The following is a 23300-nucleotide window of genomic DNA, read 5'->3' as shown; positions in this document are numbered from 1 at the left end:
CACACAGAAATTCCGATGTTTAGCCGTTTTAGCTCTTCCTTCATTAAAGGACTGAGCATAATTTAAAGCTAAAGTAAGCAGTTTATTGAGGAATCTATTAATCAAACTCATTGTTTGCTTACAATCTGCTTCGCATATCATGAGATAGTAATAAAAGAAAAGCACTTGAAACAAAATGTTTCAAGTGCTTAAAAGTGGTGAGACTGGGAAGGTACCTACTGAATTTTAATCCAAAAGCATCTAGGATAGTCCCAAAATCACATTTTCTTCTGCCTACTTATCGTTTTCTGACCCAAGCTCCAGTATTGGCGTCATAGTAACGACGTTGGCCTTTAACCCAGACGTAACGGCCTTTGACCTGACGGCCAGAAGCGTCAAAGTAAAGGTGTTGACCGTTGATGACTTGTTCACCTGTTACAGCTTGTCCTGAGGCGTTAAAGTAATACCAAACACCGCGAGAAACTTGGATAAAGCGATTGGTTACGGCTTCACCACTATTGGCATCAAAGTAGTATTTCTTGCCTCTATATGTCAGAAGTTTCCCTTTAGCTTGGACACCGTTACCTTCAAAGTAGTAAAGTTTACCATTAATATGTTGAAGACCAACTACCTTTTGACCATTTTGGTTGAGATAAGCCCATTTGTTGGCACCAACTTGGACAAAGCGGTTGCTTACGGCCTGACCTGAGTCACCATCATAGTAACGGCCGTTGGCCCAGGCACCCTTGACTTGGCTATAATCATTGTTGAAATAGTAGTGATTACCATTGATGACCTGAGCACCTTTAACCAGTTTACCATTGCCATCGACATAGTACCACTTGTTGTTTTCCGTCACAAAGCGTGAGCGAGCAATTTCACCGCTATCGCCATCAAGGAAGTAACGTTGGTTATTGATAGTGATAAAGTGTCCCTTAACCTGACGTCCTTCATTGTCAAAGTAATACTGCTTACCGTTAATGGTTTGGAGTCCTGTCACGGCATAACCGTTGCTATCGAGGTAATACCAAGCCTTGTTCTCAGGATTTTGCGCAAATCGGTTGACTGCGAGATTTCCTGTATCTGGGATGAAGTAACGCGTGCGTCCGTCCGCAAAACGGATGAACTTGTCTTTGGCTTGAATACCAGTCTTTTCATCAAAATAGAAGGTTGTGCCATACATGTCGTGGAGGCCACGATACATTTGACCGTTGCCATCAAAGTAGCGAACGTCTTGGCGAGGACCCGCAAAGTCATAGAATCCGTTAAAGGCCTGAACTCCTTTAGGATCGTAGTAATAGACGTGACCATCACTGCCTTGGCGAAGGACATGACGTAGCTGGAGACCATTGTCTAGGAAGAAGTATTTCTTGCCATCAATGACCTGTTCACCTGTGACCATGTTGCCGTTCTTATCAAAGTAATACCACTGGTTGGCACCGACTTGAATGAAGGTATTCTTGGCAAGGTAGCCACTCGTTGAGAAGTATTGGACCTTATCTCCCACCCTACGGAAACCAGTTGATGTAATTTCAGTCATTTGTTTAGGAAGGAAGGTTTGACCTACTTTAAGACTGAAGTATTGGTTTGTAGCGTTATCTTGTAGGACATAGCGAGCTCCAGTACCTTGGATATTGCTTCCATTGAAATACTTGGCTGACCATTGCGTGATTTTCTCATTGGTAGTCAATTTACGACCGTTTGAAATCTGCACGCGCTCAAAGATTGCTGGGTATTTTGCCTTCAATTCATCAAGGAAGGCACCACCGTACTTACCTTGGAAGTCATTTCCAAAGGTACGTGTTTTAGCTGCGTAGAGGCTATTGTAGATTTCAGCATTTGGACGTGGTGTACCGTAGCTATTGGTACGAGAAGCTGTTACCACTTCTTTTCCAGGAAGATTGTAAATTTGGTCTGGAACCCAGTCAGCAATGGCTGAGATACCTTCTGCGTGAAGGGCACGAAGGGCATCCATGAGGTCTTTGAGCGAACCGTATTTGTTGTTCTTGCTCATGGCAATATCGTAACGGTCTTCGAAGGCATAGCCATTTTCAATGATAGAATCCAAGAAAGTGCCGTCCTGACTAGACACGTATTGTGGCGCAAATTCAAAGGAAGTGATTCCCCACTCTTTGAAGAGTTTGGCGTTTTGTGCAATAACATGGTTGGTGTATTGACTTGGTGTCTTAACGAAATCTTGGAAGTTTGAGAAGCCTTCATAGATGACTTGTGAGTCGAGAGCTGCTGAGGATTCAAAGACCTGCTCACCCTTCTTAGTCGTCGAAGCCTTGGTGCGGGCATCTTGGTTTTCTGAAGCACCTACTGGCACCCAAACCGCTAAATAGCCTGAAACTTCAACGGTTGAATGACCAGCAATATCGTCTGCCGTGAAGGTCAAGTTCCCTTGATTGTCCGTATAGCGAACCAATCCAGCTGGCACATCAGCATCCTTAAGGTAGGTCGCAAGGCCCGTAGATTTGCTGAGGAGCAATGGACGATAGGCTTGATTTTTGTGGGCAGCTCCCATATTAACCACCAGACAGTCATTGGCTCCCAACTTCATATCTGGACGGTTGGCTGTTAGGACTAGCATTCCTTGGTTACGTGTTTCAGCAGTACCAAGTTGATTAGCTTCTTCTGCACCCTTACCATAACGCACAGATGACATGATTTCATAGCCATTGAGCTTAGTGACCTTCATATCTTGACCACCTGCTACATATTTAATACGAGCACGGAGCAGGGCATCGATGGCATTATAGTATGGTGATTTTTCAGCCATGTATTGGCCATCGTCGGTAAAGAGATCACCGTAGTAAACACGAGTGATACTGTCCTTGTTGGTCAACATTGTGGCATAGGCTGCTGGGATATTGTACTGAGTGTACTTTTTATCAGCCTTGCGCATGTCCGCATTGTAGATTTCAAAGGCCTGTTTGAGCTCATCCATAGTAAAGGTGAAACCATCTGTCATTGGATTAATCTGCTTACTGATGATATTAGCCAAAACAGCTTGCACTTCACTATCATGGGCACGCACGAAAATGTAGTTGGCATCACGAGGCGTGTGTTTCTGCTCACTTGAACGGTTGTTAAGAGAGTTAGTAATGACACGCTCCAAGCTACCACGGTAATTGCTCTTACGCAAGAAAGTCGTCAAAAGCGTTTCACGTAGCGGATTGTCAATGGACAACTGAGCACCCTTGGTATCCTTGTTGTATTGATGGTCGTTGTAGGACCAAGCTTCAAGGATTGACAAGTGAGCAATAGCGTTGGCTTCATTATCAGCCACACGGTATTTTTCCTTGAAGTAATCAGAAGCAATCTGCAAGAGATCCGCATCCACATTGTCCACCGCATCGATACGGACACCATCAAAGTTGGCACTTGAATCATTGCCAAGGATAGAACCAATATTCATGATGTAGTGGAGCCAGTTTAGTTGCTCGGCCTGAACAGCTGGGTTAGAGTTGTCGATATCGTTAGCCAAGAGCAACTCGTAACCACCATTTGAACGGTCGATATGGTATTTGCGTGTCCCTGTTTGGTTAGTCGGTGTGCGGTTCATGAGACGGAAATCTGAATTGGCATGACTTGTCGTACTATTATTGAGGAAGGTCAGAGCGCCTCCTTGCAAGTGGTCCTTACCAACTAAGAGATTGTCCTCACTCTCAGAGTTCCAGCCAGGCTGTGTTTTGATGAAGTCTGACATCAACTGACGAAGCCAAGTGGTATTGCCCTCACGACCGATACGTTCCTCGATTTTAACTTGAATCAAGTCAGCAGCAGATGCTAAGTCGTAACTCATCATATCCGTCGTATAGGTCTTATCACTAAAGCCTTGTTGACTCATATAGTTGAGGTAGTTGACCTGTGTCACCTTGTCTGGCCACCAAGTCATCAAAAGTGGACGATAATCTTTCTCAGTTGAAGGTGTCCAATTTTTTCCATCCTTCAAGATCTGTTTTGGACGGTACCAACTATCAGCTGTCAAGAAATTGTCCAAGTGTTCGAAACTATTGCTTGATGTGTCATAGGCTTGGTTGTAAACCGCATTGATAGAGTTATTTGGAATGGCATCGGCACGATACAAAGGTTTACTTTGATCTACCATAGCCCCAGTCTCATCGAAATAATAAAGACGCCCATCAAGTTCAATGGCTGCGTTCTTTTTCACGACGCCATTTTCAACATAATACTGCTTGCCATCGATAGTCTTCAAGTTAGAAGCCACTGGTTTATAGTCAAGACTTGGCTGATTTGGTTGGACCGGCTTGTTAGGTTGAGACGGTTGACTTGGTTGAACAGGTTTGTTGGGTTGATTTGGCTGCGTTACAATGGTCACATTGGGTATTGTGCCATTTGGACTTGTCACCGTCACGTTTGGTTTAGGCGTGTTTGGCCCTGTGATAATGGTTACATTTGGTGTCGTACCGCTGGCCGTAATCGTGATGTTAGTATTGCGGTTGGCATTGATACGAATAGTGCTATCAGCAGCGCGTGTGGCGATTGATGGCGCTGCATTGGTCAATACTCTAGGAGTGGCTTGAGCACTTGTTTGCACACTTTCAGTCTCAATTCTTTGGCTGGTTTGAACCTCAGTCTTTTTCTGATTTTGACTGTTTGCATTAGCTGTTGCATGCGATGTTGCTACACGACGCCCACCACTGCGAGTGGCTTTGTGGCTAGGAGTAACTGAAGATTCCGATTGTCCTACCTGATTACTCGGCGTTTCTGACTGTGATCTTTCTTGAACAGTTGCCTGATCTTGTGAGGCCTGTCCAGCGGTCCGTGTTTCTTGGGTGCTAGCTTGAGTTTGTGAAGAAACTGCCACTTCCTGACTGGCAACTTGACTAGTTTGTGCTTGAGCAGTTGTCTCTTGGCTAACCGCACTTGCTACCACCTGAGAGCTTGTTTCGTGACTTACGCTGGCTGTTGCTACTGCTGACACACTTGCTTGGGCACTAGCTTGCTCAGTAACAGTTGTTGTCGTCACTAGACTGGCAGTACCATCCTCACTCAGTTGCTGCAGGCCATCACCATTTGGCGTACTTGTCTCATCGGCCTCTACTTTTCCTTGAGCTAGGAGACTTCCACCTGCCAAGGCAACCATTGAGAGGGTGGTCACCCCGATAGTCACCCAGCTTTTCTTAACCTTGTGTAGTTTAAAACGTACCTTATTTTCCATCTATATCAATCATCCTTTTTCTGTTGTTGTCTCTACTCTATGATATATTCAGACAAATTACAAATAGGAAAAAATCATCTTCTTTTCATAAATCTCTGCCACGCGCTCAGTTTTATTAACTTTGATTACTAAAAATGAGACCTCACACCGCATGTAAGGTCCTAAATAGAAAGTTTTCGATTTCCAAACACCTTCAAATGCTTATCCTTAAAGGCTTTTGAACATTAAAGTAAGCTTCAATTAACCTTAAGAGATAGCAAAACTATGAGAGAAGTAACCCCTAAAAAGATAATTCTGAAAAGAAAATTTTAGATAGAAAGACTACTTTTTTTCATTCGACTAAGACCATGTTTTGTCTATGAGGAGCCAAAAATTAAAAATATAAATGATTTACACAGGTGAATTCTTATTTGACTAACGAAACTAAATATAGAATCTTTTATGTCACTTCTTTAACATTTTTGATAATTCTATTAGTTTCTATTGTTTATTCTTAAAAAAGGATTATAATGAAACTAGGTGGACGTGTAAGCGTTTTAATTTTGCTTCAAAGGACACTTGGGGATTATCTAAAAGATAGGCATTAGTTGCCTAATGCCTAAATAAGAATCATAGTAGGATGACCATTCCTGAGTCACTTTGAACCATCAAACTAGGGCTCATTTCTAAAAATACAGCATCATTTCAAACTAGAGCTCTAGAGGGGACGCCTCATATTAGGAAGCTCTAGTTTTCTGTGTCTTAGAAACCCAAAATAAACGAGATTTTCCCTGCCTAGAAAGGAGGAAAATTCCGAACGGCTCTCGTTTTTCTAGAATCATTTCGTTAGGACTCATGTTTGCCTTGAACAGTCTCACAATACCGAAATTGAGGAGACTTGGAGAAATAAGGATTGTCATTAAGAAAATTGCCCCACATCGTTAGGGACTCTGCCCAATGCTCACTTTTCATAAACTCTTATGACAGCCCTTATTTTTTGATATGTAAAAAGTTTAAAATGAAAGGAGAATTACCATGGAAAAGAAAGTACATTTTAAACTTCACAAAGTTAAAAAACACTGGGTAACTATTGCAGTGACAGGACTTGCTTTGGGATTGTGTTTTGCAGGCCTTAACTACGCTTCAGCTGAAGAACAGCCTACCCCTGTTAATGAAGCGACTGTTGAAGCCATCATCAAAGAAGGTGCTATTGACGTCGAGGCTCCAGCAACTAGTGAAACCACAGCTAAACCTGCAGAAAACACACCTACTACTGCTTCGAGTGAAGCTGCCACAGTAACAGAAACACCAACAGCTAGCTCTGAAGTTGCTTCTGCAGAAACGGTTTCAGAGAAACCAAGCTCCGAAGTCACAAACACCTCTAGTTCAGAAGCAGCTAGTTCTGAAACTACACATTCTGAGGTAAGTGCAACGACTAGTGAGAGTGTTACACATGAAAATACGTCAACAACCACAATTGACAATAATACACCTAGTTCTCAATCATCCTCTGCTGCAAAGAATATCACAGGTGGTCAATGGTATAGCGATGATCAAGGCAATTGGCATTACAAAAAAGATGACAAGGATTTGACTGGTCCAAACCTAATTGATGGACAGCATGTCTATTTTGACAAGGATGGTAAACAAGTCAAAGGAAACTTTGCCCAAGATGGACATTATTATGATGGTGAACTTGGACACCTAAAAACTGAATCTTTTGTTACTACTGGCGATAACCACTGGTATTATGTAGATAAGACAGGTGAAAAAGTGACTGGTCTTCAAGAAATTGGAGACAAAACTTACCACTTCAATGACAAGGGGCTTCAAACAAAAGGACAAAGAGTGATTATTGATGGAAAAGGATATTATTTCCATCCTGAAAATGGCGAACTTTGGAATAATAAGATTGCGCTTTATCATAGTACTCGCTATGTTAACGGAACCAGCGACGATATTTATTTCTACTATGACGATGACGGTAATATCTACACTGGCCCTAAAACCATCGACGGTAAAGAGTACTACTTCCAACCAGCCATGGTCTATTATTCTAAATTCAAGAATCCCGATGGCACTGAAAGTTATTACAATGAACAGGGTCAAAAAGTCTATAATGGCTGGGGTAAAATCAGATACATGTATCTGAGAGGATACCTCTGGACACCTTCCGTTTATGCTGATGAAAATGGACATGTTGTTCATGGATTCAAGCGAATTAATGGACAACTCTACTATTTTGATGAATCTGGTTCGCTAAGAGATGATGTCCCTGGCAGCCCAAACCCACTGTTCCAAGTTGATGGAAACTGGTACTATGCTCAGTTTTCTAGTTACATTAACGGGGTAAGAGGTGCTATCCTCACTAACGCTTTAACTTTAATTTCTGTAGATGGTAAATACCCAGCATCAATCGCAGATGAAAATGGTAAATTGACTCCAGTTACAGCACAAAATAGTTATGTTACTGCTGGAGGTAATTGGTACTATGTTGATAAATCTAGTTATCCTTTAAAGGGGGAACAAGTTATAGATTATGTCAATGTCTATTTCCGTGATGACTATTCCAAAGTTAAAGGAGACTTTGCACCAAATGGCCATTATTATGATAAAGATACTGGTGCCCTCGTCACCAACCGCTATGTCGAAAAGGATGGCAAGTGGTACTATGTCAATGATAAGGGCGATAAATTAACCGGCGCTCAAACTGTCGATTTTGTGAATGTTTACTTCTATGACGATGGTATCCAAGTTAAAGGGGACTTTGCACCAAATGGCCATTATTATGATAAAGATACTGGTGCACTCGTTACCAACCGCTATGTCGAAAAGGATGGCAAGTGGTACTATGTCAATGATAAGGGAGATAAATTAGTTGGTCAGCAAACCGTAGACGGTGTAGAAGTCTATTTCAATGCAGACGGAGTCCAAGCCAAAGGTATTTTTGCCAATGCTGATCATTTCTATGACAAAGACACAGGTGCTGCTGTCCGTGACCAAATCGTCGAAGTCGATGGCAAACGCTATTATGTTGGTCCAGATGGTAGAAAAGTTTACTCAGGAACACATATTGTTCATGGTGAAGAAGTGAATCTTATCGTTGGAGATGGTCATCAGGCCTTCGGAGAATTCACAGGTCACGGAGATAGTGGAGACTATATCGGATTTGATGGTAAAAAGGTCACAAAAGCTGGTTTCGTCAGAACCAAAGATAATCACTGGTACTATCTAGACGGTAAGGGAGGCAAATTAGTCTCAGTTCAAATTATCGATGGCGAACTCTACTATTTTGGACTCCCTACTCGTAAATACTACTACGGAATGCAAAGTAGAGGTGAGCTCATCTATGCGCATTACAGTGATATTACCCCTTACAGAACCCACATTTACTATCTAAACGAATCAACCGGCGCTGCTCTTAAAAATCAGTACCATGAATGGGAAGGTAGTTGGTATTACTTTGGTCCAAACTGGTACGCCTTGACCGGTGAACAAACCATTGACAACGTCCCAGTCTACTTCCACAGTAATGGTAAACAAGCTAAAGGGGAACTAGTAACCGTCGATGGTAAAATCCACTACTACGATGCCAACTCAGGTGCCCGTTTGTCAAACATTACCATCACTATTAAGGGACAAACCTATCATTTTGATGCTGATGGAAATGGAACACTTATTAGTTAGTGTGGTTATAGAGACTCCTTCTCAATAATGACAGTTTAAAATGAAAGGAGAATTACCATGGAAAAGAAAGTACATTTTAAACTTCACAAAGTTAAAAAACACTGGGTAACTATTGCAGTGACAGGACTTGCTTTGGGATTGAGTTTCGCAGGTCTTAGCTATGCTTCATCTGAAGAACAGCCTACCCCTGTTAATGAAGCAACTGTTGAAGCTATCATCAAAGAAGGTGCTATTGACGTCGATGCTCCAGCAACTAGTGAAGCCACAGCTAAAGCTGTAGAAAACACACCTGCTACCGCTTCAAGCGAGGCTGCCACAGTATCAGAAACACCAACAGCTAGCTCTGAAGTGGCTTCAACAGAAACAGTCTCTGAAAAACCAAGCTCTGAAGTCACAAATACCTCTAGTTCAGAAGCAGCTAGTTCTGAAACTGCACATTCCGAGGTAAGTACAACGACTAGTGAGAGTGTTGCAACTGAGAATGTGTCATCTGTTGGTGATATCCCAAATGAAAATACCACGAGAGGAACTGACCGTTCTGCCTTTACTGAAAAAAGAAATGGATTTGTCACCGAACAAGAAGAACGCATCGAAACAGTTAACTATGTAGGTAGTCTTATTACCTTAAGACATCCTTATTACGTTACTTATTACTACGATAATAACGGTAATAAGCTTATGGGATGGCAAGATATTAATGGAGAACGCTATTATTTCAAAAAAGAGCGAGAACATCCTGGTTTCGAAACCATTGATGGAAAACTCTATTACTTTACAGATAGTGCACGTATGCTCCATGATGAATTTGTTGAAGAAAATGGTCAAACTTACTATCTAGGTAGCGATGGTGTGCGAGTTTCTGGCTTACAAGATATCAAAGGACAAACCTATTACTTTAATCCTGATAGAAACGACCAACTTAGCTACGGATTGAACGTGGTTGGTGACAAACTCTATCTTTTTGGAGATGCTGGCAAAGAAAATCCGGGGCAATTAATTAAAGACACTCATCTCAAGAATGGTGACTTCCAACTAAATATTGATGCTAGTGGCGTCGTAACATTAGCTAATAACCATCCAGCTTTTCTACAAGATAATGCTGGGCATTGGTATTATCTGAATACAGATGGAAAGCTAGTTACTGGACCACAAACTATTGACGGCTTAACCTATTACTTTGACTCAGATGGTAGACAGGTCAAGGGTGAACGCCGTAAGGTCAATGGTAAATCCTATTTTTACGATCCAGATAACGGCGCCCTTGTGACGAACCGCCTCGTCACCTTCAAAGCTGGACGATTTATTCCTGAGGAAAACTATGCTAAAGAAGTAAGATTTGACGAAGCTGTATATTCAAATTTTTTCAATAATGAACATCCTGAACTCGAACGGTATTATTTTGGTGCCGATGGCCTACCAGTCACAGGATGGCAAACCATCAATGGTAATAAGTACTTTTTCCAAGATGATGGAAATATGGTCGTGCACAGATTTTTCAATAACTATTACTTCTACAACGATGGAACTATTGCTAGAAATAGACGATTGAATATTCCTACACACTATATTATGAGAGAATTTCCAAATATCTATGAATTTGATAATGATGGGGTTGGTAAATTCATTTCTAGTGATTTGAAGGATCTTCGACCTAAGAGCGCTTATTTTGTCCAAGATAAAGATGGATACTGGCGTTACTATAATGAATATGGATTTCCTGCCATTGGTTCTGAAACTGTTGATGGCTATGACATGTATTTCCATTTAGGAACTCATCGCCAAGCTAAGGGAGAGTTCGTTGATATCGAGGGCAAGGTTTACTATTTTGATAAAGATAACGGTCGAAAGGTCAAAGATACAACTTTTGATTTCGATGGTAAGACCTATGTGGCAGACCAATCTGGTGTCCTCAGCATTAAAAGTCAATCAACTCAACGAAACCGCTATATCAGTGATTCCGAAGGTAACTGGTACTATGTCAATGACAAGGGTGACCTCCTCCTTGGTGCTCATACCATTGATAACGTCAACGTTTATTTCGACACCAATGGTGTTCAATGCAAAGGCCATTTTGCTCCTGATAATCACTATTACGATAAAGATAACGGTGCTTTAGTAACAGATAGATTGGTTGAGGATGGCGGTAAAGAGTTTTATGTTGATAAAGAAGGAAAGAAGTTTAACGGTACTAAATATTTGGACGGAATTCAGTACTACTTTAATTACGGTGAGAAAGTGAAAGGTGACTTCGGCTATTCAAGCTACAATAGACACTACTATGACAAAGAGACTGGTGCACTTGTAACCGGAAAATACTTCGAATACAAAAATAACTGGTATTATGCAAATAGTAAGGGAAATATTCTGACTGGAAAACAAGTCATAGATGGCAAACATGTCTACTTCTACGATGAGGATTATAAATACGGACAATATAAGAGCATACAAGCTAAAGATAAACTCGTCATTTTAAATGGTAAAACCTACTACTACCTTCCTGACTCTGGTATTCGTGCTGAAAATGTGACCTTGACAATCAATCACGTTACTTATTACTTCGATAATGACGGGGTTGGACATATCCTTCGATAGTCATTTACAAATGACTATGGTCAATTACCCAACACAAAAGGAAGTCGACCAACTGTCAACTTCCTTTTTCATATCATCAATCACTGTCATACAAACAGAACTCAATTATGAACAATTCTAAAACAATTACGATTATCTTGTAAAAAAACTTGTTTGTCATAAAAAAAGGACTATAATAAAGATAGGTGAATATGTAAGCGTTTTACTAAAAACATTGAAAGTGTACTACAAGGGATTAGGATTAGGAACTTGGCTTTAGACTTCTAACGTCAAAATAATTTTTTATGCATGAAAACTGGTCCTTAGGCACTTTGGCATGATAATCTAAGGCTCTTTTCATACACACATCTGTCTATAATACAAAACTAGAGCTTTAGAGAGAATGCTTCAAACTAAAAGCTCTAGTTTTTTGTATTTGAAGACAGATGCCATAGGCTGGATTCAAAAATAAAACGAAAGGAGAGAAATAAAAGTATTAGGATAAATAAATAAAATCACTTGTTTCTAAATATAAACTATACAGCTTAAGCATATTCTCCTTGCCACACATTTGACGTGCTCGCCTATAAAATCTTCTTATGGCTTTAACATGGGAGATTTAGATATGGGGCTCAGTCGTCTTAACAGATTTTCTCACTTTTAACATTCTTCTGACGGCCTAGCTCCTTTATATTACACACCTAAACATCGGTGTTCATTTTTGAAGGGAGTCTATTATGAATACTGAAATGAATTATCATTGGCAAATGTTAAAGAAACATGTTGTAGCACTTTCCTGCGCAACCGCTCTAGCTACTTTTACTTTAGTCGCACGACCTGCATTTGCGGATGAAGCGAAAACACCTGAAACTTCTATTCAACCAACTGAAATTCTTGCACCTGCACAAGAAACTGCAGTAACTAGTGTTGAGGTCAAAGTACCTACTACAAATCCTATCTCAACTAATGCTGAGCTACCTACTAGTACAAGTACGGTTCTAAGTGAAGCTCCTAGCAGTGAAGTCGCATCATCTGAATTAGCAAGCGAATCACCGGTAGAAATCACTTCTGAACAAGGAAATAGCAATCAAGATAATCAGGCAAATAAAGCTACACCTATTAAAGCGGCAACTTCAGAAGCCTCTACTACAAAAACTTTGGTGGAAAAAGTTAATGAACCTATTCCTGTTGAAGAAACAAAAACACCTACAAAAAACAGTGAACAACCTGTCCCAATCGATGAAAATGAAAAGCCAGTCACACCTTCTGTAACACTTGAAAATGCACCTCATGTTTCTGGTGGTCATTATTATAGTGATGATCAGGGAAACTGGTATTATAAGGATTCAAGCGGCAAAAACCTTGTCGGCTTAAACTATGTGGATAATGTTCCTGTTTACTTCAGCCAAGACGGTATTCAAATCAAAGGTGGTTTTGCAGAGGATGGCAGATACTATGACAAAGATTCTGGTGCTCTCGTAACCAAGACCTTTAAAGAACTCTTAACTTATATTGGTCGTGATGATATCAACAATCAAAACATCTATACTACTGATTGGTACTACCTTGATGCCGATGGAAGACCACTTAAAGGTCCTCAAAATCTTGGTGGAACAAAAATGTACTTCTTCCCTAATGGAGCACAAGTTAAGGGACGTTTCGCACCTGACGGACATTACTATGATAAGGACTCTGGTGCGCTCGTAACTAATAGCTTTGTTCATATCTACAACTGGAATTATCAAAATCAAGACGGAAAACGTGTGAATCACTTTGTCATCACTATTCCAAATAATTCAGTCGTTGGACCTAACGGTGAAAACCAATTTTTGGATATGAGTCATTACCCACTTTCTAGCAATGATTTGAATCGCGAAGATTTCTACTATTACGTAGATGACAAGGGGGATAAACTGACAGGACCTCAAACCCTAAACGGCATCCATGTCTACTTCGACCAAAATGGTAGACAACTTAGGGGTGAGTTTGAATTTGACGAAGATGGTACTGTTCATTATTACGATGCGAAAAACGGGGCACGCGCTGAAAATACCATTGTCAGAACCAACACTGGTGCCTTCAAATTCGATGCAAATGGTAATGGACGTTTGATGGGGCCTGGTGAAGAAATAGATACTCCCGTCACTCCTACAGTCACCCTAGACAAGGCACCACGAGTTTTTGGTGGTCACTATTATAGTGATAACGAGGGCAACTGGTACTACAAGGATACAAACGGTAAAAACCTCATTGGTCTCAACTTCGTCGACAACATTCCAGTCTACTTCGACAAGGATGGCAAACAAGTCAAAGGACGTTTTGCAGAGGATGGTCGCTATTTCGATAAAGACTCTGGTGCTCTTGTAACCAAACGCTATCTTGAAACCCAAGATGGTAACTGGGTTTACGTCAATGATAAAGGTGATAAACTCAAGGGAGAACAAACTATCGATGGTGTTAAAGTCTATTTTGATGATTTCACTGGTATACAAGTCAAGGGGCATTTTGCAGCAAATGGTAAATACTATGATAAAGATTCTGGTGCTCTCGTAACCAATGCTTTTAAAGAAATCTTAACTTACATTGGTCGTGATGACATTAACAATCAAAATATCTATACTACTGCCTGGTACTATCTTGATGCTGATGGGAAAGCATTAACAGGACCTCAAACCTTTGGAAATAGTCACTTTTACTTCCTTCCTAACGGAGCACAAGTCAAGGGACGCTTCGCCCCTGATGGACACTATTATGATAAAGATTCTGGTGCTCTCGTAACTAATAGCTTTGTTCATGTCTACAATTGGAATTACCGAAATCTCGATGGTGATCGTATCTTCTACTTCACTATTACCATTCCTGGAAATGATATCGTAGGTCAGGATGGACAGTATCCAAGAGAAAGTAAAGATTTAGATCGTGAAGATTTCTACTACTATGTTGATGCTAAAGGGGATAAACTGACAGGACCTCAAACCTTAAATGGCATCCATGTTTACTTCGACCAAAACGGTAGACAATTTAGAGGTGAATTCAAATTTGATGATGACGGCACTGTTCACTATTACGATGCTAAGAATGGAGAACGCGCTGAAAATACCATTGTTAGAACCAACACTGGGGCTTTCAAATTCGATGCTGACGGTAATGGACATTTGATGGGACCTGATGAAGTATAAGAATAGTATTCAAATAACAACTATTGATATCGAATAATTACTCTCATTTAGAAATCGCTAAAAAGGAAGTCGACCAACCGTCAACTTCCTTTTTCATATCACAAGTAAACTTTTTCTTCCACTTTAAGAAAACTTTAGGCTTTGCTTTATATACTATAACCATCCTAAAACTTTTCTTTTTCATAATCTCCTAAATCCAGGACTCACGTCCTGGATTTTTTTGTGTGGAAGATTAATCATGTGAAGAGTTTAGCATTATAGTTTGTCTTGTTTGGCCTGGGTTACCATCTCTAGAAAATAGGCATGGACTCTTGTGTCACCTGTTAATTCTGGATGAAATGAGGTGACAAGCATCTGTTTTTCTTTGGCTGCCACGATGGCTCCGTTGACCTGAGATAAAACTTCAACTGCTGGTCCAACGGTTTCAATGATTGGTCCACGAATAAAGATCATGGGAATCTCACCAATTCCCTTAAAGTCAGCATTTGTGACAAAACTGCCCAGCTGACGACCATAGGCATTACGTGCGACACTAATGTCCATACTTGCCAAATGTTTTGTTTGGTCGCCTACTATGGTTTTAGCCAACAAGTTTAGACCTGCACAGGTTCCAAATACAGGTAGCCCCGTATCAATTTTTTCCTTAATCGGCTCAAACAAGTCTAAATCATGCAAGAGTTTCCCCATGACTGTCGACTCACCACCTGGTAGAATGAGCCCATCTAAATCAACGTTGGCTTCCCAATCCTGTCGATTTCTGATTTGACCTGTTTCAACCTCAAGTGCTTTCAAGACCTGCTCATGTTCTGCAAAAGCACCTTGCAAAGCCAGTATTCCGATTTTTGTCATCTACTTTCCTCGCTCTGCCATTAAGATGTCAATTTCATCCTTGTTAATACCAACCATGGCTTCACCCAAATCTTCTGACACTTGCGCCAAAATGTCTGGACGATTATAGTTAGTCACTGCCTTGACGATTGCCTCCGCACGTTTTTTGGGATCTCCTGACTTGAAAATCCCTGAACCAACAAAGACACCCTCAGCACCCAACTGCATCATAAGCGCAGCATCCGCTGGCGTTGCCACACCACCTGCCGCAAAATTGACAACCGGTAACTTGCCATGTTCGTGGACATAACGGACCAAATCAATTGGCACCTGTATGTCTTTGGCAGTAATATAGAGTTCATCATCTCTGAGATTTTGAATGCGACGAATCTCTTGATTCATGAGTCGCAAATGGTGAACAGCTTGGACAATATCACCAGTACCTGGTTCACCTTTGGTACGAATCATAGATGCCCCTTCAGAGATACGGCGAAGGGCCTCACCAAGGTCCTTGGCTCCACAGACGAAAGGCACATCAAACTTGGTTTTATCCACATGAATAAGGTCATCAGCCGGTGTCAATACCTCGCTCTCATCAATATAATCAATCTCAATTGCCTGTAAAATCTGTGCTTCCACAAAATGACCGATACGCACCTTGGCCATAACTGGAATACTAACAGCGTCCTGAATTTCCTTAATCATCTTAGGATCACTCATACGTGACACACCACCCACCGCACGAATATCAGCCGGAATGCGTTCCAAGGCCATGACCGCAGCCGCTCCCGCCTCCTCAGCGATACGTGCCTGCTCAGGGTTTTGAACGTCCATGATGACGCCCCCCTTTAACATCTGTGCCAAATTTTTATTTAAGTCGTAACGATTTGTCATTGCAATCACCTCTCATGTTTTTATGCCCTTTATTTTACACAGGATGATTTTTGAAAAAAAGAGTCTTTTTCTCGAACTGTATGGGGACAATTACTCTTTCAACCATATCTATAGACGAAAAATAAATAAATTAGGAAAACTCTTTTATAGACTATAACTATCATAAATATGAGCATCTTTTTATAAGAGTATGGCGTTTTTGTATCCGTTTTCTATTGAAGTTATTAGAAAATAAGATTAAAATATAATTGTAAATTAATTTTTGGTGTTTATATCTCTTATCATTCAACGATATAGTATGCCAAGTCACCATAAAAAGGGGGAAATTTATGGAAAACAAAGTTCGTTTCAAACTTCATAAAGTTAAGAAACATTGGATTACAATCGCTGCCTCAAGTTTGGCTATCGGGGCTTCACTGATTGGCCTTGGTCAAGTCGGAGCCGATGAGGTCAAACCTGAAACGACCGCCGTTAACAGTCCTGAAAATGTCGTCTCTGACAGCAATCTTGAGACAAGTGCTAGCCTCATTACAAGAACCGAAGTAGTTCCAACAAGCACTACTGTTGAGAATACTTCTAGTGAGACAGTCTCAACTGACACTACATCTACTAATGCGGCTAGTCAGCCTGCAGAAGCAACTTCTACACAGCCTGCCAGTGAAACTGATAAGAAGGTTGAGGCAGCTCCAGTTAACGAGACAGCTACAACTGATAGGGGTGTTGAACCTGCCACCGACAAGCAAAATATAAATGAAAATAAGCCAGAGGTTACTGAAGTCAGTGAGCATCCATTATCAGGACAAGAAATCTCTATCACCCAAGGAAAATTCACATCCGACGATCTGGGCAATTGGTATTACACCAAGGACGGAAAAAATCTCACTGGATGGAACAATGTAGAAGATCGCGAATACTATTTCCAAGAAGATGGAAAACAGGTTAAAGGCCAGTTTGTTGAGGTAAATGGAAAGAACTATTATTTAGACGACCATACTGGTATGCTCCTAGTCAATTGCTACCTCGATAAAGATGGAAAACATTATCAAATTGATGAGAATGGGGTTGTGACAGAGAGAACTAAACTACCTACAAACATTACTGGTGGACATTTTGAAGCCAATGATAAGGGGGAATGGTCTTATATCACTTCACAAGGTGAAAAATTGACTGGCTTCCAATATGTGGACGGGGTTGAACTCTATTTTGACAAAGATGGGAAACAACTCAAAGGTCAAGAAATCACAGTTGAGGGAAAAACATATTACTTAGATCAAAACACTGGTGCCCTTCTCAAAAATTCTTACCGCAATTGGTCTGAAAAACAGATTATCTCACGGTATAAAACAAACTACATTTACCATACTAGTTACTTCAACCGAGATGGCATACGTGCCACAGGTCTCGTTAAAACAGCAGCTGGTTTCATTCACTATTTTGACGAGAATGGCGAACTGCTTAAGAATGTAGCGGTCAATGTAGGGGACACAACCTATGTCTTTGGTGAGAGAGGACGGCTAGCTCGAAAATCCTTTATTTGGGATAAAGTAGATCTCATCTTCCCTGAAAATGTTAATTTTTATTATGGTGATGAAAAGGGCCACGCTGTTAAAGGACTTCAAACCATTGATGGTTACCAACTTTACTTCGATAAAGATGGTCGTCAAGCAAAAGATAAAATTGTTCAAATTGATGGTAAAACCTATTACTTTGATAAAACCAATGGACGTATGGTTAAAAATCAATGGGCCTCAATCAATGTTGGTGGAATTAATCCTGCATCAAAGGATTACCGTTCATACTATCTCGGAAATGATGGCGCTGCTGTGACTGGTTGGCAAGATATTGATGGAAAACACTTGTACTTCACCGATACCGGTATCTATGCTTCTAATGGCATCTATTCAATCAATGGTAAAAACTATCTATTTGAAAAAGGACAATTAGTCAAAGATGCTTATGGCGTTGTTGATAAACCAGGAGCTAGAGTGAGATTAAAATATACCTACCGAACTAATGCAGATGGCGAAGTCCTAACAGGTAAACAAATCATCGATGGAACAGAGTATGTATTTGCTTCAGATGGTCGGGTTGTCGATGGGGTCATAGGTTATGACGACAAACTTTATCTAGTCAAAGATAGTAAAATAGAAAAAAACTACTTTGGAGCCTTCTTTTCTAAAAACGAAATTTTGGGTGGAACTAGTTTCTCTGGAATCTACGGAACTGATGAAAATGGTGTCCTCCTAATGGGCATCCAACGAGGCTCTGACGGTCAACTGCACTACTTCCAACCTGAGGTAAAAAGTGTTAATAAACCTACATGGAAAGAAATCGATGGCAAGCGCTATCGTCTAACAAAATCGTATCTAAAAGAAAGACATGCTGGTATGTATACCACTATTATCCTTACAGATACTACTTTGAAAGTCGATGATAAGACCTACACAATTGATAATGAGGGAGTTGTGACTGAGGTTACAGTCAAAAACCAATTTATTCGTGATGACAATTGGAACTGGTACTACTACGATTCAGATGGCAAGCTCCTAACTGGTCGTCAAACCATTGATGGTGTTCAGCTCTACTTTGATGCTAACGGTAAACAAGCCAAAGGTACTTTGGTTGACATCAATGGGGATACTTACTATTATGACAAAGATAGCGGGGCTTTGTGGACCAATCGTAGTCTAACTCTCAATGGAATGACCTACGAAATTGATGACCAAGGCCATGTGACATCGTCACTTCGAAATACCTTTGTTCAAGATAAAGATGGTGATTGGACCTACCTCAAAGATAAGGGCCAAGTAGCTACTGGATGGCAAACCATTGATGGTGTCCAACTCTACTTTGATGGTACTGGGAAACAAATCAAAGGTGAGCGTATCCTTATAGATGGGAAGTACTACTATTTCGATAAGAACAGTGGTGAGCTACTCCGTAATTCATTCCATTCCTTTAATTCATTTATTCACTACTTTGGCAATGATGGAGCACAGGTTTTTGGTTGGTACACACTAGATGGGCATCGTGTTTATTTTAAAGAAGATGGTCTTCAAGCAAAAGATGATTTAGTTTTAATTGATGGCAATTATTATTACTTCAATCGAAATGGGCAACTCCTTGTCGATGGTTCAGTCGAATCATTTGGTAAAATATATCTTGCAGATTCAGAAGGAAAACTATTAACCGGTTGGAGAGAAATTGATGGTAAGACCTATTACCTAGATCCAAGTAAGGGAAGCTACTACTCTAATAGAGTAGCATCTATAGATGGCAAGATATATATATTCGGTTCTTACGCAGAATTATTACGTAATGCAACTATGTACGGTTACGTTTCAGACGAAAATGGAATCGTTCGGACAGGATTCTACCGTACTGATAAAGGCTACCTCTGCTATCTTGAGCCAAGAGTAATCGAGTTTTACCAAGCAACTTGGAAGGAAATTAACGGTAAACTCTATCACTTTGAAAAATCAACCTCATTAGGGAAAGATTTGTACGGTTCTCCAATCACAACCAATGCAACGCTTGAAAAAGATGGCAAAACTTATATCATCGATGAAAATGGTGTAGCGACTGAGAAAGTGAATTAAAGGGGAAAGACAAAATATTTTTCCCACTTTAAGAAAACTTTAGGCTTTGCTTTATATACTATACCCATCCTAAAACTTTTCTTTTTCATAATCTCCTAAAATCCAGGGCACAAGTTCTGGATTTTTTTGCGCAAACATCAACTTCTCTCAAACATCACTACTGCAGTATTAATTGAAACTATAATTATGTATGCGTTTTCTATTGAGTTTGTTAGAAAATAGGGATAAAATATAATCGTAAATTAATTTTTGGCATTCATGATGTTTTTTATGTCACAGCATGAATTTACCAAGCCACCATACAAGGGGGAAATTATGGAAAACAAAGTTAGTTTCAAACTTCATAAAGTTAAGAAACATTGGATCACAATCACTGCCTCAAGTTTGGCTATAGGGGCTTCACTAATTGGACTAGGACAAGTCGGAGCCGATGAAGTTAAACCTGATACAACCGCTACTAACAGTCCTGAAAATGTCGTCTCTGACAGTAATCTTGAGACAAGTGCTAGCCTCATTACAAGAACCGAAGTAGCTTCGGCGAGCACGGCTGTTGAAAAAGCTTCTAGTGAAGCAGTATCTTCTGATACTGCACCTACTAATGTTGCTACTCAACCTACAGAAACGACTACTACACAGCCTGCTAACGAGACTGATAAAAAGGTTGAACACGCTCAATCTGGTGAGACAGCTACAACTGATAGAAGTGTTGAAACCTCATCTGAAACAAGCAACAACGCAATTACCACTCAGGAATTACCTTCTCAAGGTGGCAAGTTCACTTCTGATGAGCAAGGTAACTGGTATTACCTAGACAGTGAGGGCCACAAACTAACTGGTCCACAAACTATCGATAGCTTTAACCTCTACTTCCATGACAATGGTGTCCAAGCAAAAGGTGAAAAGATTACCATTGATGGCAAAGATTACTACTACAATAAAGATAATGGACGTAAGGTAACTGATACAAGCATTGAAGTAGACGGTAAAACTTATCTAGCAGATGCTGATGGCATCCTAACCGAAAAAACACAACTACCAACCCAGGTCGTGACTGGTGGCCATTTCCAATCTGATAACCAACAAGACTGGTATTACTACACTGCTAATGGTGAAAAATTGACTGGTTGGCAAAATGTTGATGGTGTCATCCTTTATTTTGATAAAGACGGCAAACAAATCAAAGGACAAAAACAAGAAATCGACGGCAAGCACTACTATTTTGCCTATCATAATGGTGCCTTAATGACTAATCAATGGTATGAACATATCATCTTTAATGATTATAGGACCAATCCAATGTATACGCACCTCTTTGAATATCTAGGAGAGGACGGTGCTCCCGTTACAGGTTGGCATACAATCGATAACAAACGCTACTACTTCCAATCAGACGGGCTGAGAGCTCAAAATGATGTCGTAACCATTGATGGGAAGAAATATTTGTTTGATTATGACGGGCAATTGGTTAAGAACACGTATGGCATCGTTGAGAGACCTTCTATGTTTTTCTCTAGTAAAACAACTTACCACACTGATTCCGACGGCGTCATTCAAACCGGTAGACATATAATTGATGGTAAGGAATACATTTTTACTGAAAATGGGGTTGTCCTAAACGGTATTATCACTTTTGAAAAAAATGATTATTTTGTCATTAATAGTGTAGTCCAAAAAAATAGCCTTAAAGCCTACTTTGCACCCGTTGTCTATCGAATCGAGGGCATCTTTAATGGAATCTATGGCACTGATGAAAACGGAATTGTCTTAAAAGGATTCCAACGAGGTATTGATGGTCAACTCCACTACTTCCAACCAGCAGTAAAAAGTGTCACTAAGCCTTCATGGGAGGAAATCAATGGGCAACGTTACCGATTAACAGATGGGGATTACGTTGAACCTACTGCTGGTATGCGTCCTACAATTATTGTCTCTAATACAACTTTGAAAGTTGATGACAAAGTCTATTCCTTTGATGACAAGGGAATCTCAACTGAAGTTACACCTAAAAATCAGTTTATTCGCGACGATTTTTGGAACTGGTACTACTACGACAAAGATGGTAAACTCCTAACAGGTCGTCAAACCATTGATGGTATTCAGCTCTACTTTGATAAAAATGGTAAGCAAGCCAAAGGAACTTTGGTTGACATCGATGGGGATACCTACTACTTCGATAAAGATAGCGGAGCTTTATGGACCAATCGTACCATTGAACTTGGTGGCGTAACCTATACTATTGATGAAGAAGGACATGTCACATCATCTCTACGCAACACCTTTGTTCAGGACAAGGATGGCGATTGGACTTATCTCAAAGATAAGGGACAATTAGCTACTGGATGGCAAACCATTAATGGTGTCCAACTCTACTTTGATGGCAGTGGTAAGCAAATAAAAGGTAAGCGTATCCTTATAGATGGGAAGTACTACTATTTCGCTGAAAACAATGGTGAACTCCTCCGTAATGCATTCTATCCGTACAATTACTTTTCTAAGCTCTACTTTGGCAATGATGGAGCTCAAGTTTTTGGTTGGTACACACTAGACGGTCACCGTGTTTACTTTAAGGAAGATGGTCTTCAAGCTAAAGAAGAGTTACTTCTAATTGACGGAAATTATTATTACTTCAATCAAGATGGCCAACTTCTAGTTGATGGTTCAGCTAAATCATTTAGTATAATATATCTTGCAGATTCAGAAGGAAAACTATTAACCGGGTGGAGAGAAATTGACGGTAAGACCTATTACCTAGATCCAAGCAATCAATATCGCTATGTCAATACAACAGAAATCATAGATGGCAAGACCTATCTTTTCGGTTCTTATGCGGAATTATTGCGTAATGACACTAATTACTCATACGCTTCGGATGAAAATGGAATCGTTCGAACAGGATTCTACCGCACTGATGAAGGCTACCTCTGCTATCTTGAGCCTCAGGTAATCTCTTCCTACCAACCAACTTGGAAGGAAATTGACGGTAAGCTCTATCACTTCGAAAAATCAACTTCGTTAGGGAAACATCTTTACGGTTCTCCAATCACAACCAATGCAACCCTTGAAAAAGATGGCAAAACTTATATCATCGATGAAAATGGTGTAGCAACTGAAAAAGTGAATTAAAGTGGAAAACAAGATATTTCTCGCACTTTAAGAAAACTTTAGGAATTACTTTATATACTATAACCATCCTAAAACTTTTCTTTTTCATAATCTCCTAAAATCCAGGGCGCAGGTCCTGGATTTTTTTGTTTTTTAAGTTCCTATGACTGCAAAAATTGTGACATTTGACTTTCACTCACTTTACTATGTAATCGTTTTCTTATCTTTGTCTAAATTTCTTATATTTTCTTGAAACTCTCTAAAATAGCACTATAATAGAATTTAGGAAATGGA

The 23300-nt window shown here is 40.2% G+C and carries 8 protein-coding genes; 5 read left to right on the top strand and 3 right to left on the bottom strand.

Annotated features, from left to right (window positions below; translation table 11 throughout):
• Window positions 1–277 precede the first annotated feature (277 nt).
• A complete protein-coding gene (locus ACYVQ1_RS04760) occupies window positions 278–5167 on the bottom strand; it encodes a glycoside hydrolase family 70 protein (RefSeq protein WP_461250006.1) in 4890 nt (1629 codons plus the stop codon).
• 1014 nt (window positions 5168–6181) lie between these two features.
• On the opposite strand from ACYVQ1_RS04760, the gene ACYVQ1_RS04755 reads away from it, so the two are divergent.
• The 3 genes from ACYVQ1_RS04755 (at window position 6182) to ACYVQ1_RS04745 (ending at window position 14583) form a co-directional block, all read left to right on the top strand.
• Window positions 6182–8833, top strand: coding sequence for a KxYKxGKxW signal peptide domain-containing protein (locus ACYVQ1_RS04755; RefSeq protein WP_461250005.1), 2652 nt, complete (start codon window positions 6182–6184; stop codon window positions 8831–8833).
• 57 nt (window positions 8834–8890) lie between these two features.
• Complete coding sequence (locus ACYVQ1_RS04750) at window positions 8891–11425, top strand: KxYKxGKxW signal peptide domain-containing protein (RefSeq protein WP_461250004.1); 2535 nt, start codon at window positions 8891–8893, stop codon at window positions 11423–11425.
• Between the two features lie 716 nt (window positions 11426–12141).
• Entirely contained in the window at window positions 12142–14583 is a 2442-nt protein-coding gene (locus tag ACYVQ1_RS04745; protein ID WP_461250003.1) for a glucosyl transferase, read from the top strand.
• Between the two features lie 255 nt (window positions 14584–14838).
• Here ACYVQ1_RS04745 and pdxT read toward each other — a convergent pair whose 3' ends face one another.
• Both pdxT and pdxS read right to left on the bottom strand, forming a co-directional pair.
• Window positions 14839–15432, bottom strand: a complete 594-nt coding sequence (gene pdxT, locus ACYVQ1_RS04740) for a pyridoxal 5'-phosphate synthase glutaminase subunit PdxT (RefSeq protein ID WP_461250001.1) — start codon at window positions 15430–15432, stop codon at window positions 14839–14841.
• On the bottom strand, window positions 15433–16305 hold the full coding sequence (pdxS, locus tag ACYVQ1_RS04735; protein ID WP_461250000.1) for a pyridoxal 5'-phosphate synthase lyase subunit PdxS: 873 nt from the start codon (window positions 16303–16305) through the stop codon (window positions 15433–15435).
• 329 nt (window positions 16306–16634) lie between these two features.
• Between pdxS and ACYVQ1_RS04730 the strand changes: the two genes are divergently transcribed.
• Window positions 16635–19904 carry a KxYKxGKxW signal peptide domain-containing protein gene (locus ACYVQ1_RS04730; protein WP_461249999.1) on the top strand — a complete coding sequence of 1090 codons (3270 nt, stop codon included), beginning with the start codon at window positions 16635–16637 and terminating at the stop codon, window positions 19902–19904.
• A gap of 315 nt (window positions 19905–20219) precedes the next feature.
• Entirely contained in the window at window positions 20220–23027 is a 2808-nt protein-coding gene (locus ACYVQ1_RS04725) for a KxYKxGKxW signal peptide domain-containing protein (protein WP_461249998.1), read from the top strand.
• Window positions 23028–23300 lie beyond the last annotated feature (273 nt).

The sequence above is a fragment of the Streptococcus parasalivarius genome, from assembly GCF_054785155.1.
Note: the sequence above shows the minus strand (reverse complement) of the source record. Positions and strands in the feature narration are given on the sequence as shown.

Coding starts and splice junctions, on each gene's coding strand:
- pdxT (WP_461250001.1), bottom strand. CDS start 15,432: ATGACAAAAATCGGAATACTGGCTTTGCAAGGTGCTTTTGCAGAACAT.
- pdxS (WP_461250000.1), bottom strand. CDS start 16,305: ATGACAAATCGTTACGACTTAAATAAAAATTTGGCACAGATGTTAAAG.
- ACYVQ1_RS04750 (WP_461250004.1), top strand. CDS start 8,891: ATGGAAAAGAAAGTACATTTTAAACTTCACAAAGTTAAAAAACACTGG.
- ACYVQ1_RS04725 (WP_461249998.1), top strand. CDS start 20,220: ATGGAAAACAAAGTTAGTTTCAAACTTCATAAAGTTAAGAAACATTGG.
- ACYVQ1_RS04755 (WP_461250005.1), top strand. CDS start 6,182: ATGGAAAAGAAAGTACATTTTAAACTTCACAAAGTTAAAAAACACTGG.
- ACYVQ1_RS04745 (WP_461250003.1), top strand. CDS start 12,142: ATGAATACTGAAATGAATTATCATTGGCAAATGTTAAAGAAACATGTT.
- ACYVQ1_RS04730 (WP_461249999.1), top strand. CDS start 16,635: ATGGAAAACAAAGTTCGTTTCAAACTTCATAAAGTTAAGAAACATTGG.
- ACYVQ1_RS04760 (WP_461250006.1), bottom strand. CDS start 5,167: ATGGAAAATAAGGTACGTTTTAAACTACACAAGGTTAAGAAAAGCTGG.